This is a genomic window from Phytobacter ursingii (assembly GCF_001022135.1).
Lineage (GTDB): Bacteria > Pseudomonadota > Gammaproteobacteria > Enterobacterales > Enterobacteriaceae > Phytobacter > Phytobacter ursingii.
In genome coordinates, this window is record NZ_CP011602.1 from 3,638,149 (window position 1) to 3,651,224 (window position 13,076).

The following is a 13,076-nucleotide window of genomic DNA, read 5'->3' on the forward strand; positions in this document are numbered from 1 at the left end:
CGCCTTGTTTACGGTCATCACCCGTAACAGGCAGAACAAAATGCCACGGCTAACTCTCATATGATAAAAATAATCTGATGATTAAACTTTCCAATATAACCAAAGTGTTCCAGCAGGGAACGCGCACCATACAGGCGCTGAACAATGTCAGCCTGCATGTACCTGCCGGGCAAATTTATGGCGTCATCGGAGCCTCTGGCGCCGGTAAAAGTACGCTAATTCGCTGCGTTAACCTGCTTGAGCGCCCGTCCCAGGGAAGCGTCCAGGTTGACGGCCAGGAGCTGACCGCCCTTTCAGAAGCACAACTGACTAAAGCCCGCCGTCAGATTGGCATGATCTTCCAGCACTTTAATTTACTCTCTTCCCGCACCGTGTTTGGTAACGTCGCGTTGCCGCTTGAACTGGATAACACGCCGCGCGAAGAGATTAACCGTCGCGTCAAAGAGTTGTTGGACCTGGTTGGGCTGGGCGACAAACACGACAGCTATCCAGCGAACCTGTCCGGTGGTCAAAAGCAGCGTGTAGCCATTGCCCGCGCACTGGCGAGCAACCCGAAAGTGTTGCTGTGTGATGAAGCCACCAGCGCGCTGGATCCGGCAACGACCCGTTCCATTCTGGAATTGTTGAAAGACATTAACCGTCGACTGGGCCTGACGATCCTGCTCATTACCCATGAAATGGACGTTGTAAAGCGCATTTGCGACTGCGTTGCCGTTATCAGTAACGGTGAGCTAATAGAGCAGGACACGGTAAGTGAAGTGTTCTCTCATCCCAAAACGCCGTTGGCACAGCAATTTATTCAGTCAACGTTGCACCTGGATATCCCTGAGGATTATCTGCAGCGCCTGAAAGAGCAGCCGCTGGCCGGCAGCGTGCCGATGTTACGCATGGAGTTCACTGGTCAATCGGTTGATGCCCCACTGCTTTCTGAGACCGCACGCCGCTATAACGTGAATAACAATATTATCAGCGCGCAGATGGATTACGCCGGCGGCGTGAAATTCGGCATTATGCTGACAGAAATGCACGGCGAGCCGCAAGATACGCAAGCCGCTATTGCCTGGCTTAAGGAACACCATGTGAAAGTAGAGGTGCTGGGTTATGTCTGAGGCAATGATGTGGTTACTGGCGCGCGGCGTCTGGGAAACGCTGGCGATGACCTTCGTATCTGGTTTCTTCGGTTTTGTACTGGGTCTTCCGGTTGGCGTGCTGCTGTACGTTTCACGCCCGGGGCAAATATCTGAGAACGCAAAACTGTACCGTACGATTTCGGCGCTGGTGAATATTTTCCGTTCGATCCCGTTCATCATTTTACTGGTCTGGATGATCCCGTTCACCCGCATCATTGTGGGAACCTCTATCGGCCTGCAGGCAGCAATTGTGCCACTGACCGTCGGTGCAGCACCTTTTATTGCCCGTATGGTGGAAAACGCCCTGCTGGAAATTCCGACTGGCCTGATTGAAGCCTCTCGCGCAATGGGCGCAACCCCGATGCAGATCATCCGTAAGGTGCTGCTGCCGGAAGCGCTGCCGGGTCTGGTCAATGCGGCAACGATTACCCTGATTACCCTGGTGGGTTATTCCGCGATGGGGGGTGCCGTGGGCGCTGGCGGTCTGGGACAGATTGGCTACCAGTACGGCTACATTGGCTATAACGCCGTTGTGATGAATACCGTCCTGGCGCTGCTGGTGATTCTGGTTTACTTAATTCAGTTTGCAGGCGATCGTATCGTTCGCTCTGTTACGCATAAATAACGTTGCTCACAACACAACGACTCTGAAAGAAAGGAAAAAACACATGGCTTTTAAATTCAAGACCTTTGCGGCAGTGGGTGCCCTGATTGGTTCTCTGGCTCTGGTAGGTTGTGGTCAGGACGAAAAGAATCCGAACCACATTAAAGTCGGCGTCATCGTCGGTGCTGAACAGCAGGTTGCCGAGGTTGCCCAGAAAGTCGCGAAAGAGAAATACGGTCTGGACGTTGAGCTGGTAACCTTTAATGACTACGTTCTGCCGAACGAAGCGCTGAGTAAAGGTGACATTGACGCCAATGCCTTCCAGCACAAACCGTACCTGGATCAGCAGATCAAAGATCGTGGCTATAAACTGGTCGCTGTTGGCAATACCTTTGTTTACCCGATCGCAGGCTACTCCAAAAAAATCAAATCTATTGATGAATTGCAGGACGGTGCTCAGGTCGCTGTACCAAACGATCCGACTAACCTCGGCCGTTCTCTGCTGCTGTTGCAGAAACAAGGTCTGATCAAACTGAAAGATGGCGTTGGCCTGCTGCCGACCGCTCTGGATATTACAGAGAACCCGAAAAACCTGAAAATTGTTGAGCTGGAAGCCCCACAATTGCCACGTTCACTGGACGATGCGCAAATCGCACTGGCCGTTATTAACACCACCTACGCCAGTCAGATCAATCTGACGCCAGCAAAAGATGGTATCTTTGTCGAAGATAAAGACTCTCCGTACGTTAACCTGATCGTTACCCGCGAAGACAACAAAGACGCAGAAAACGTGAAGAAATTCGTTCAGGCTTATCAGTCTGACGAAGTCTACGAAGCCGCGAACAAAGTCTTCAATGGTGGTGCGGTGAAAGGCTGGTAATTCTGCCCGTCAGCAATATCCTTCAGGACGGGCGCTTGCCCGTCTTGTCATTTGTGCAAGCTCCTGATTCAATAAGCGGCGTTAAGATCATTTTTTGAGGATATATTATGCGTGCTTTACCGATCTGTTTTTTAGCACTCATGCTGAGCGGCTGTTCAATGCTAAGCAGATCTCCTGTCGAACCTGTTCAAAGCACAGCAACCCCGCCTAAAACAGAACCCGCAAAACCGAAGCCGCCGCGTCTGACGCCGGTTCGAATCATTACCAATGCTGAAGATTTGGTGGGTAAACCGTTCCGTGATTTAGGTGAAGTTACCGGCGATTCTTGCCAGGCAACGAATCAGGATTCACCGCCGAATATCCCGACCGCCCGTAAACGCATGCAAATCAACGCATCAAAAATGAAAGCGAATGCGGTTCTGCTCCACAGTTGTGAAATCACCAGCGGCACGCCGGGTTGCTACCGTCAGGCTGTGTGCGTAGGTTCAGCACTGAACGTAACGGCGAAATGACCACATTTGCCATTGAGCAGATAGGCGTCATCCGCTCCCCCTATAAAGAAAAGTTTGCCGTTCCCCGCCAGCCTGGTCTGGTTAAACACGGGGGCGGCGAACTCCATCTGCTGCCTCCCTACAATCAGGCTGAAGCCGTACGCGGACTCGAAGCATTCAGTCATCTTTGGGTCGTGTTTATTTTCCACCAGACTATGGCCGGCGGCTGGCGCCCTACGGTACGCCCGCCACGGCTCGGAGGGAATGCGCGGATGGGTGTTTTCGCCACACGCTCGACCTTCCGCCCTAACCCGATTGGTATGTCTTTGGTGGAACTTAAAGGTATCCACTGCGAGAAAGAACATGTCATTTTGCGCCTGGGCAGTCTCGATCTCGTTGACGGCACGCCCGTCGTAGATATCAAGCCTTACCTACCCTTTGCTGAGGCTCTGCCGCATGCCAGCGCCAGCTATGCGCAGCAGGCACCCGTCGCGGAGATGCCGGTGTACTTCATGCCGGAGATCGAAGCGACATTTCCTCAGTTAGAAAAGCGTTACCCGCAGCTAAGGTCGTTTATTATTGAGGTTCTGGCGCAGGATCCGCGCCCGGCATACCGTAAAGATGAGGAAATGGGGAAAACGTACGCTGTCTTGTTGCTGGATTTCAACGTACGCTGGCGCGTGACCACGGCAGGTTTTGAAGTGTTTGCGCTTGAAGGCCGTTAATTTCTCCTCCCTCTACTTTTGGCATCTCTTTCTCGCTGGTAAACTGAATCACTTTTTTTGAATCAGGCTCCTTTTGAGTCTGTTCCAATCGTCCAAATGGAACCGTAACAACATGCGTACTAGCCAATACCTGCTCTCCACACTGAAGGAGACACCTGCCGACGCCGAAGTCATCAGCCATCAGTTGATGTTGCGCGCCGGGATGATCCGTAAGCTGGCCTCCGGGTTGTACACCTGGCTACCGACCGGCGTGCGCGTCCTGAAAAAAGTCGAAAACATCGTGCGTGAAGAGATGAACAACGCCGGTGCGATTGAGGTGTTAATGCCGGTCGTTCAGCCTTCTGAACTGTGGCAAGAGAGTGGTCGTTGGGAGCAGTACGGCCCGGAACTGCTGCGTATTTCTGATCGTGGCGAGCGTTCGTTCGTACTCGGCCCGACTCACGAAGAAGTGATTACCGATCTGATTCGTAACGAGCTCAGCTCTTACAAACAGCTGCCGCTGAACTTCTTCCAGATCCAGACCAAGTTCCGTGACGAAGTACGTCCGCGTTTCGGCGTAATGCGTTCCCGTGAATTCCTGATGAAAGATGCCTACTCTTTCCATACCTCTCAGGAATCGCTGCAGGAAACCTACGACGCGATGTATGCCGCCTACAGCAAAATCTTTACCCGCATCGGGCTGGAGTTCCGCCCGGTTCAGGCCGATACCGGCTCTATTGGCGGTAGCGCGTCTCATGAGTTCCAGGTACTGGCGCAGAGCGGTGAAGATGATATCGTCTTCTCTGATACTTCTGACTATGCCGCAAACATCGAACTGGCAGAAGCGGTAGCACCGAAAGCGCCGCGTGCGGCGGCAACCCAGGAAATGACGCTGGTTGATACGCCGAACGCGAAAACCATCGCCGAACTGGTTGAGCAGTTCAACCTGCCGATTGAAAAAACCGTCAAGACACTGCTGGTCAAAGCCGTTGAAGGCAGCAGCTACCCGCTGGTTGCCCTGCTGGTGCGTGGCGATCACGAACTGAACGAAGTAAAAGCAGAAAAACTGGCACAGGTTGCCAGCCCGCTGACTTTCGCGACCGAAGCCGAAATTCGCGCCGTGGTAAATGCGGGTCCGGGTTCGCTGGGGCCGGTAAATATGCCGATTCCGGTCGTTATAGACCGTACCGTTGCGGCAATGAGCGATTTTGCCGCTGGCGCTAACATTGATGGTAAACACTACTTTGGTATCAACTGGGATCGCGATGTGGCAACCCCGGAAGTTGCCGATATCCGTAACGTGGTTGCCGGCGATCCGAGCCCGGACGGTCAGGGTACGCTTCTGATTAAACGCGGTATCGAAGTCGGTCACATCTTCCAGTTAGGTACCAAATACTCAGAAGCGCTCAAGGCGGCTGTTCAGGGCGAAGACGGACGTAACCAGATCCTGACCATGGGTTGCTACGGTATCGGGGTAACCCGTGTTGTGGCTGCGGCGATTGAACAGAACTTCGACGATCGCGGTATCGTATGGCCAGAAGCGATTGCGCCGTTCCAGGTAGCGATTCTGCCAATGAACATGCACAAATCTTACCGCGTTCAGGAGCTGGCTGAGAAGCTGTATGCCGAGCTGAGCGCGCAGGGTATTGACGTACTGATGGATGACCGAAAAGAGCGCCCGGGCGTCATGTTCGCCGATATGGAGCTCATCGGTATTCCGCACACCATCGTGCTGGGCGATCGTAACCTCGACAACGACGAGATTGAATACAAGTACCGTCGCACCGGCGAGAAACAGATGATCAAGACGGGCGATATCCTGAATTACCTTGTCAGCGCCATCAAGGGCTAACAGTAAAAAGCCTCGCATATGCGAGGCTTTTTTATTAGTGATTACAATCTTTTCCGGCTATAAATTTCGCGTTTTTATCCGCCACCAGCGCCTTCTCCATCACCCCGTTATCCGTTTTCGGCTGTAGCGTGAAATGCCCTTCCACCTCCAGCAATACCGGCTGCGAAGTCTGACCTGCCGCTGCTTTATATTGTTGTTCGAGCCGCGCGTCGTTGCTTACTGCAACCCGTTTGCCCGTAATACAATCGGCGAACTCCGCCATGCCAGCAGTACGCGAATACATGCCCCGCATCGCCATCGGCGTTGTTGGCAATGTTGCGGTGATCGGCTGCAATACATAATTAAGCTGCGAGTGAATCGGATTCCCTTCCCGGTCCAGCATTTCCAGCGCACTGCCTTTCGCGCGGAAATAGAGTTTATCGCCACCGGCATCCGTCAGCACTAGCTTGTCTGCGGTGCGAGCCCATCGCCCGTAGGAGGCAAAATTTGATGGTGCTTTGCCGCCCTGATAACCCTGATTCATCACCCAGGTGCCATCTTTTTCAAGGAACAATGAGGTTTCGATGCCTTCACAATCAGCGCACGGCAAAATACCGCGCCAGCTCTGTTGCATTGGCTTGAGCTTTTCAGCCCGCACCGGGGATACCGTTTCAACCTCTCCCCGGTTGTTGCACCCCATCAGCGCAAAGAGTGTCATTGCCGCAGCCAAAGATACAATCACTTTATTCACTCTTTTTTCCTTATGAACAGTTCTTATCTCGTTCGTCACTCCTGCGGGCGACGAACCTTCCCTCGTAGCGCTTTTACAGAGGATTTCTGCGCTTTACCCGCCAGGCGCCGCTCTTTCGACGCCCGCGTTGGGCGAGTAGCCCGACGATTTTTTTGCACCACCGTCAGTTCCCTGATTAACGCCACCAGCCGGGCGATCGCCGCTTCGCGATTCATTTCCTGACTACGGTATTCCTGCGCCTTGATAATCACGACGCCCTCGGACGTTAAGAGATGATGCGTCGCTGCCAGCAGCTTCTCTTTATAAAACTCGGGCAAGCTGGACGCACGAATGTCGAAACGCAGATGGATAGCCGTAGAGGCCTTATTCACATGCTGTCCACCCGCCCCTTGCGCGCGAATTGCCGTGATCTCCAGCTCTTCATCAGGAATACTGACCTGGCGGGATATCTCAATCATGCGTGCTGTTGCCAGGTCGTCAGGTGGATTTCCAGATTGGTTTGAGTATCGCTCAGCCAGATAGTTCCTTCCTGGAGAGTGGCTTGCAGCGACATTGTCCGCTCCGCCAGCCCACTGAGCATCGCCAGTTGCTCATCATCCAAATACCAAATGCTCAGATTTTTAAATCCAGCGAGTTTAGTCTGGTTCTGCTGCCACCAGATTTGCGCCGCTCGAGAGTTATAGGTGAACAGCGCCACCTCTTTCGACTGGGAACAGGCTTTCTTTATCCGCCGTTCGTCCGGCAATCCGAGCTCGATCCACAGGTCGATACCCAGATGATCGTTGCGTAGCCACACTTCGGGCTCATCATCCGCACAGAGCCCACGGGTGAACTGTAGCCGTTCGTCCGCGAATTTAATCCATGCCAACAGGCGCAGCATCATGCGCTCCTGTGTCTCGGAAGGATGACGGGCAAGCGTCAATGTGGCATCGAGAAACTGATTCCGGTCTAAATCCGCCACATTCACAGTAGCTTTATAAATGGTTGCTTTAAGCGCCATACCGCCTCCTTTGCATAACAGCGGCTATTGTAGCGAATAAAGATATAACGTGCTGTTATCTCTTATTCTGCGGTTAATTCATCACTCTGATAATGACCTGTCGGGTATGGTATAGTCACCTTGCTAAACAGAGTTAATCTTCGTAGGCTTAATGGTATCTCACAGTAAAGCCAGAGTGCTGACAGGAGGACGTGTGGGAAATTATTGTGAGTTAATACGCCAGCGGTATGCGGAAATTGCCAGCGGAGACTTAGGGTATATCCCGGATGCGCTGGGGTGCGTATTGAAGGTTTTGAATGAAGTGGCTTCGGACGATGCCGTTTCAGAGTCGGTCAGGGAAAAGGCGGCGTATGCTGCCGCGAACTTACTGGTGAGCGATTATGTCAATGAATGATACCTATCAACCCATCAATTGCGATGACTATGACAACCTGGAACTCGCCTGTCAGCATCATCTCTTACTGACGCTCGAGCTCAAAGATGGCGAAACACTGCAGGCAAAAGCCAGCGATTTAGTATCTCGCAAAAATGTGGAATATTTGGTTGTTGAAATTGCAGGAACAACGCGCGAACTGCGTCTCGACAAAATTGCCAGCTTTAGTCATCCGGAAATCGGCACCGTCGTGGTGAGCGAATCCTGACGGCACTTTCGGGCAGCGTTGACTGCCCGTTACTTCTGCCACATTAGCCGCATTCCAGGCTGCCCATTTTCTGCTTTTCCCTCCTGCGTAACAAACACGCCCGCCGCAGCAATCAGTGACTCACCGTAAAAAAGCAGTGGCGTTGTATCCCGACGCCAGGGCGCAACACCCAACTCCTGCCAGATCTTTTTGAGCTTACGGCCCCCGTTACGCCCCTGGATGTGCAAGGTTCCTGTCGCCTGAAAGCGTACCGATACCGCTTCGTCAGCCTTCGGCGGCCGCAGTTCATCACCAGGCATAAGCCGCAGAACGCCAAGCCCGTCAGGTAACGTCAGCGGCAAAAAAGGATCGCTCCATAGCAGCACATTTTCGCGCTGGCCCGTAAGGGTCTTAACCCACCACAAATAGCCCTGATAGCGGCGGATTTCATGCTCGCCAAGGCACAGACATGGCGTGGCATCTTCTCTGGCTAACGCCACCTCCTGCCAGACCCTTCGCAGCATCTCCCGGGAGGGCATCGGCGCCTTTTGCGCGGAAAGCCAACGACGTAAGAGAGCAGCACGGCGTACCGCGCTTAACGTTTCCAGCGCCGCAATCGACAGCCCGCCGTCACGGTGAGTCGCTGCCGCGAGCTCTTCTGCCAGCAGTTCATCAAGCAAGTGCTCCTGCTCGCCGCATAAAGCAGCACTCCGGGCAACCGCATCGGCGAAATGTGGCCAACGGGCATTCAATACCGGCAGAACGCGCAAACGCAGGAAGTTGCGGTCATATGCATCATCGGCGTTACTCTCGTCCTCAACCCACGATAACCCATGTTGCTGCGCCCAGCGAAGCAGCGATTCGCGTGTTTCATTCAACAGCGGTCTAAGGAGCATGGTATCGGCAAATGGCAGCGTTTCCGGCATACCCGCAAGCCCGGCCGGACCACTTCCCCGTTTAAGCGCCAGTAAAAATGTCTCGCACTGGTCGTCAAGATGCTGGGCAGTAAGCAGTAAATCCCCGGGTAGTAACGCCTGAGTAAAAGCGGCATAGCGCGCTTTTCTCGCCTGCGCTTCAATCCCATCACCCTCATCCACGAGTTGTACCCGATGAACAACAAGCGGCACCTGCCAGCCCTCGCAGATCTGCTGACAATGGGCAGCCCAGGCATCCGCATTGGCGCTTAATCCGTGGTGAATATGAATCGCGCGCAGGGAAATATCCGGCTGCTGATGACGCCACTGTACCAGACGGTGCAGCAGTACCGTCGAATCGAGCCCGCCGCTGAATGCCACCAAAAACTGGCGTTGATGGACAGGCAAGCGAGAAAGTAATGGCAGGATCATGGTATTAACCAAAACGGAAATCATGCCCGGCACGTTACCGGGCATTGCTGTGACTGGCAAGGCTTACTGCTGATAGAGTTCCAGCGGCAGGTTGTCAGGATCTTTAAAAAAGGTAAAGCGTTTACCGGTATAGGGGTCCACACGTATTGCCTCGCAGGTGACATTGTGCGCCTGCAGGTGAGCAACCGCCTGATCGATATCCGCAACGCTGAAAGCCAGATGACGCAATCCGCAGGCTTCCGGCCCACTCGGACGTGCTGGCGGAAAGGGAAACGAAAACAACTCAATGACATACTGACCATTCAACGCCAGATCGCCTTTCCATGAGTCGCGCTCTTCCCGATAAACTTCGCTTTGCAGCGTAAAACCCAGGATATCGCAATAGAACGCTTTACTCTTTACATAATCCGTTGCGATGATGGCGATGTGATGTACCTGTTTTAAACCCAGCATAGTGTCTCCTTTTGTCTCTTCGCACGTTACCGTTGTGGCAGGTAACCCGCAAGAGGCTACGGTCTTTTTAAGACACGTACCCAATAGACGCCATCTTCTCCCCTCTTCGCGCCATGGATATCTGTTTCAAAACCCGGATAGTGCCGCCCTATCGCACAGAGCATTAACAGGAAATCCAAAACCGAGCGACTCGCTTCGGTGATCATCTCGCCCGGCATCAGTAACGGCACGCCCGGCGGGTAAGGTAAGATCATATTGGCGGAAATACGTCCCGTTAGCCTTTCCAGTTCGATGGTTTCTACCTCACCACGAATTTGCTGTTGCCATGCCTGATGCGGCGTCAGCTTCATTTCCGGCAACACATCGAACGCCCGCAGCATCAGTTGCGGCAGATCGTGCTGGCGAATCAATTTATGGATGCCCTGCGCAAGGTCCTGGATCCGCATGTTGCGATAGAAGTCAGGATCTTCTGCATACAGATCCGGCAGCATGTTCTTCACGCGTAAATTGAGATCATAGGATCGTTTGAACTCCATTAATCCACGCAATAAGCCCATGGCACGGGTTTTATCGATCCCGATACTGAACAGGAACAACAGATTGTAAGGACCCGTTTTTTCCACCACCACGCCGCGCTCATCAAGAAACTTCGCCACCAGCGCCGCCGGGATCCCCTCTTCACTCATAGTGCCTTGCTCATCCATACCCGGCGTCAGAATAGTCACCTTGACCGGATCGAGGAACATATGATCTTCATCGGCGTCGCGAAAACCGTGCCAGCTTTCTCCTGGCGCTACCGGCCAGCAGTCCGCCTCGTTGATCTCCTCGGGTTGCCAGATATCAAAAAACCAGCCATCGGCTTCATCTTTTAACCGCTGTACCTCTTTACGGAAATGCAACGCGCGCTCAACCGAACGGTTAATCAGCCGTTTACCCGGATTACCGCGCAACATGGCCGCGGCGGTCTCAATGGAGGCAACCAGCGGATAGCTCGGCGATGTGGACGTATGCATCATAAACGCTTCGTTAAAGGTGTCTTCGTCATATTCACCCTTAACATGAATGAGCGAGGCCTGCGAAAACGCCGCCAGCATTTTGTGTGTCGATTGCGTTTCGAATATCACTTTTCCAGGCACCCGCTCTCCGCTCATGCCGCTCTTTCCGGCATAAATCGGATGAAAATTTGTGTACGGCACCCACGCGGAATCGAAATGAATAGAAGGCACATCCAGCGTTTTTTTAATCCAGTCGGTGTTGTATAACAGCCCGTCATACGTGGAGTTGGTGATTACCGCATGGACCGGCCAGGCTGCGCCAGCGGTTGCAGCAATCTTTTGTTCAATACTGGCATGGGTAAATTCCCGGCGCGGAATGCCGCCCAGAATCCCCAGCGCGTTACGTCCCGGTTTCAGCCACAGCGGCGTAACATCACTCATCATTAACAGATGGGCCAGCGACTTGTGGCAATTGCGGTCGATAAGTAGCGTACTGCCCACCGGCGCGGCGTACATACCCACAATTTTATTAGAGGTGGAGGTCCCGTTGGTGACCATATAGCTTTGTTCAGCGCCAAAGGTGCGGGCAATATACTCCTCGGCTTCCAGATGGGGCCCGCTATGGTCCAGAAGCGAGCCCAACTCGGTAACCGAGATAGAAACATCAGCTTTCAGCGTATTTCCGCCGAAGAAATCATAAAACAGACAGCCGACCGGGCTTTTCAGGTAGGCCGTACCCGCCATATGACCTGGCGTACAGAAGGTATATTTCCCCTCTTTCACATAGGTAAACAGCGCTTTGGTAAAAGGCGGCGTGATGTTATCGAGATACTCTTTCGTGTACTGCCCAATACGTGTTGCAATGTCATCGGCCATCCCCAGAGCATATTCAAAAAACCACAGCGCCATGCGCATATCCTGTGCACTGACGTCCAGCGTTGAATGGGTATTAATAAAGGCATAAAGAGGGAGGTATTCGTTAAGCTGGTTGATATCGCTGCATAAATCGAGCGTGTACTCGTCCCAGTCGAAAATGACACCGCAGATGCGCGGGTTGTGTTCGATAAATTTCAGCAGGTCGCTGCTATTTTGTGGCCAGATTATCTGAAACCCTTGCGCCTGGAGCGCCTGCTCAAGCTCCTTGATCGGCTCATCTTTGTAAAAGACGCCGTGCGGCCCCATGATGGCAATAATATTCACGGTTACCTCCTGAAAAAAACCTAAGTTAATCATAGTTGAGGTAAACCGTGGGTATAAAAAAAGCCACAACAATGTGTGGCTTTTCAGAATGATCTTTCAACGCTTATCAGGCGTAACCGTAGCTCATCAGACGCTGGTAACGGCGATTACGCAGATCATCTTTGCTCAGTACGTCCAGATCCGCCAGATCCGCAATCAGTTGCGCTTTCAGAGAGGCAGCGATTGCTTCCGGGTTACGGTGTGCGCCGCCTAACGGCTCCGGAATGATCGAGTCGATCAGTTTCAGCTCTTTCAGACGCGGTGCAATGATGCCCATTGCATCGGCAGCTAATGGCGCTTTGTCGGCGCTTTTCCACAGAATGGACGCACAGCCTTCCGGGGAGATAACGGAATAGGTGCTGTATTGCAGCATATTCACTTTGTCACCCACGCCAATGGCCAGCGCACCGCCAGAACCACCTTCACCGATAACGGTACAAATAACCGGTACGCTCAGACGGGACATTTCCCGCAGGTTACGCGCGATCGCCTCAGACTGACCACGCTCTTCCGCACCCACGCCAGGATATGCACCTGGGGTGTCGATAAAAGTGATGATCGGCATATTGAAACGTTCTGCCATTTCCATCAGGCGCAACGCTTTGCGATACCCTTCCGGCGCTGGCATACCAAAATTGCGGCGAATTTTTTCTTTGGTTTCGCGGCCTTTCTGGTGGCCGATAATCATCACAGGACGCCCGTCGAGGCGAGCGATCCCACCGACGATAGCTTTATCGTCCGCATAAGCGCGGTCGCCAGCCAGTTCGTCAAATTCATCAAATGCGAGGCGGACATAATCCAGGGTGTATGGACGCAGCGGATGGCGAGCCAACTGAGCAACTTGCCATGCACCAAGATCGGCAAAGATTTTGCGCGTCAGTTCTACGCTTTTTTCACGCAGACGATGCACTTCTTCATCGATGTTAATATCCAGTTTTTCATCCTGACGACTTACGGACGTCAGAGAATCGATTTTCGCTTCCAGCTCGGCAATCGGCTGTTCGAAATCAAGGAAATTCAGACTCATAGTAT

At 53.0% G+C, this 13,076-nt stretch carries 15 protein-coding genes; 8 read left to right on the plus strand and 7 right to left on the minus strand.

The genetic code is table 11. The features are described from left to right. The first annotated feature begins 77 nt into the window (after positions 1-77). From metN to proS, 6 genes are all read left to right on the plus strand, one after another. Positions 78-1,109 carry a methionine ABC transporter ATP-binding protein MetN gene (metN, locus tag AB182_RS20755; protein WP_047371747.1) on the plus strand — a complete coding sequence of 344 codons (1,032 nt, stop codon included), beginning with the start codon at positions 78-80 and terminating at the stop codon, positions 1,107-1,109. Then, complete coding sequence (locus tag AB182_RS20760; RefSeq protein ID WP_047371748.1) at positions 1,102-1,755, plus strand: methionine ABC transporter permease MetI; 654 nt, start codon at positions 1,102-1,104, stop codon at positions 1,753-1,755. Before metN ends, AB182_RS20760 begins: the two co-directional genes overlap by 8 nt. Positions 1,756-1,798: 43 nt before the next feature. Further along, the gene (gene metQ, locus AB182_RS20765; protein WP_047371749.1) at positions 1,799-2,614 is read left to right on the plus strand and encodes a methionine ABC transporter substrate-binding lipoprotein MetQ; all 816 of its coding nucleotides are present in this window, start codon (positions 1,799-1,801) and stop codon (positions 2,612-2,614) included. A 107-nt stretch (positions 2,615-2,721) separates the two neighbouring features. Continuing rightward, positions 2,722-3,126: an Rcs stress response system protein RcsF gene (gene rcsF / locus AB182_RS20770; RefSeq protein ID WP_047371750.1), complete on the plus strand. Its 405-nt coding sequence runs from the start codon at positions 2,722-2,724 to the stop codon at positions 3,124-3,126. Next, the gene (gene tsaA / locus AB182_RS20775; RefSeq protein ID WP_047371751.1) at positions 3,123-3,830 is read left to right on the plus strand and encodes a tRNA (N6-threonylcarbamoyladenosine(37)-N6)-methyltransferase TrmO; all 708 of its coding nucleotides are present in this window, start codon (positions 3,123-3,125) and stop codon (positions 3,828-3,830) included. Before rcsF ends, tsaA begins: the two co-directional genes overlap by 4 nt. Before the next feature lie 112 nt (positions 3,831-3,942). Then, the gene (proS, locus tag AB182_RS20780) at positions 3,943-5,661 is read left to right on the plus strand and encodes a proline--tRNA ligase (RefSeq protein WP_047371752.1); all 1,719 of its coding nucleotides are present in this window, start codon (positions 3,943-3,945) and stop codon (positions 5,659-5,661) included. Between the two features lie 34 nt (positions 5,662-5,695). Here the strand turns inward: proS and nlpE are convergent, their stop codons facing one another. From nlpE to AB182_RS20795, 3 genes are read right to left on the minus strand one after another with little or no spacing between them, the layout of a single operon-like run. Beyond that, positions 5,696-6,391, minus strand: a complete 696-nt coding sequence (gene nlpE, locus AB182_RS20785) for an envelope stress response activation lipoprotein NlpE (protein ID WP_047371753.1) — start codon at positions 6,389-6,391, stop codon at positions 5,696-5,698. 35 nt (positions 6,392-6,426) lie between these two features. After that, complete coding sequence (arfB, locus tag AB182_RS20790; protein ID WP_047371754.1) at positions 6,427-6,849, minus strand: alternative ribosome rescue aminoacyl-tRNA hydrolase ArfB; 423 nt, start codon at positions 6,847-6,849, stop codon at positions 6,427-6,429. After that, positions 6,846-7,391, minus strand: coding sequence for a YaeQ family protein (locus AB182_RS20795; RefSeq protein WP_047371755.1), 546 nt, complete (start codon positions 7,389-7,391; stop codon positions 6,846-6,848). The genes arfB and AB182_RS20795 overlap by 4 nt, the downstream gene beginning before the upstream one ends. Before the next feature lie 193 nt (positions 7,392-7,584). Here AB182_RS20795 and AB182_RS20800 point away from each other — a divergent pair, with 193 nt between their 5' ends. Continuing rightward, positions 7,585-7,785, plus strand: coding sequence for a YaeP family protein (locus AB182_RS20800; protein WP_039078450.1), 201 nt, complete (start codon positions 7,585-7,587; stop codon positions 7,783-7,785). After that, on the plus strand, positions 7,772-8,032 hold the full coding sequence (rof, locus tag AB182_RS20805) for a Rho-binding antiterminator (protein ID WP_039078449.1): 261 nt from the start codon (positions 7,772-7,774) through the stop codon (positions 8,030-8,032). Before AB182_RS20800 ends, rof begins: the two co-directional genes overlap by 14 nt. A 29-nt stretch (positions 8,033-8,061) precedes the next feature. On the opposite strand, the gene tilS is transcribed toward rof, so the two are convergent. The 4 genes from tilS to accA form a co-directional block, all read right to left on the minus strand. After that, positions 8,062-9,357 carry a tRNA lysidine(34) synthetase TilS gene (tilS, locus tag AB182_RS20810; protein ID WP_047373392.1) on the minus strand — a complete coding sequence of 432 codons (1,296 nt, stop codon included), beginning with the start codon at positions 9,355-9,357 and terminating at the stop codon, positions 8,062-8,064. A 63-nt stretch (positions 9,358-9,420) separates the two neighbouring features. Next, on the minus strand, positions 9,421-9,810 hold the full coding sequence (locus AB182_RS20815; RefSeq protein ID WP_047371757.1) for a VOC family protein: 390 nt from the start codon (positions 9,808-9,810) through the stop codon (positions 9,421-9,423). A 56-nt stretch (positions 9,811-9,866) separates the two neighbouring features. Then, positions 9,867-12,005 carry a lysine decarboxylase LdcC gene (locus AB182_RS20820; RefSeq protein WP_047371758.1) on the minus strand — a complete coding sequence of 713 codons (2,139 nt, stop codon included), beginning with the start codon at positions 12,003-12,005 and terminating at the stop codon, positions 9,867-9,869. Between the two features lie 106 nt (positions 12,006-12,111). Then, positions 12,112-13,071 carry an acetyl-CoA carboxylase carboxyl transferase subunit alpha gene (accA, locus tag AB182_RS20825; protein WP_039078446.1) on the minus strand — a complete coding sequence of 320 codons (960 nt, stop codon included), beginning with the start codon at positions 13,069-13,071 and terminating at the stop codon, positions 12,112-12,114. Positions 13,072-13,076 lie beyond the last annotated feature (5 nt).

Coding starts and splice junctions, on each gene's coding strand:
- metN (WP_047371747.1), top strand. CDS start 78: ATGATTAAACTTTCCAATATAACCAAAGTGTTCCAGCAGGGAACGCGC.
- AB182_RS20760 (WP_047371748.1), top strand. CDS start 1,102: ATGTCTGAGGCAATGATGTGGTTACTGGCGCGCGGCGTCTGGGAAACG.
- metQ (WP_047371749.1), top strand. CDS start 1,799: ATGGCTTTTAAATTCAAGACCTTTGCGGCAGTGGGTGCCCTGATTGGT.
- rcsF (WP_047371750.1), top strand. CDS start 2,722: ATGCGTGCTTTACCGATCTGTTTTTTAGCACTCATGCTGAGCGGCTGT.
- tsaA (WP_047371751.1), top strand. CDS start 3,123: ATGACCACATTTGCCATTGAGCAGATAGGCGTCATCCGCTCCCCCTAT.
- proS (WP_047371752.1), top strand. CDS start 3,943: ATGCGTACTAGCCAATACCTGCTCTCCACACTGAAGGAGACACCTGCC.
- arfB (WP_047371754.1), bottom strand. CDS start 6,849: ATGATTGAGATATCCCGCCAGGTCAGTATTCCTGATGAAGAGCTGGAG.
- AB182_RS20795 (WP_047371755.1), bottom strand. CDS start 7,391: ATGGCGCTTAAAGCAACCATTTATAAAGCTACTGTGAATGTGGCGGAT.
- rof (WP_039078449.1), top strand. CDS start 7,772: ATGTCAATGAATGATACCTATCAACCCATCAATTGCGATGACTATGAC.
- tilS (WP_047373392.1), bottom strand. CDS start 9,357: ATGATCCTGCCATTACTTTCTCGCTTGCCTGTCCATCAACGCCAGTTT.
- AB182_RS20815 (WP_047371757.1), bottom strand. CDS start 9,810: ATGCTGGGTTTAAAACAGGTACATCACATCGCCATCATCGCAACGGAT.
- accA (WP_039078446.1), bottom strand. CDS start 13,071: ATGAGTCTGAATTTCCTTGATTTCGAACAGCCGATTGCCGAGCTGGAA.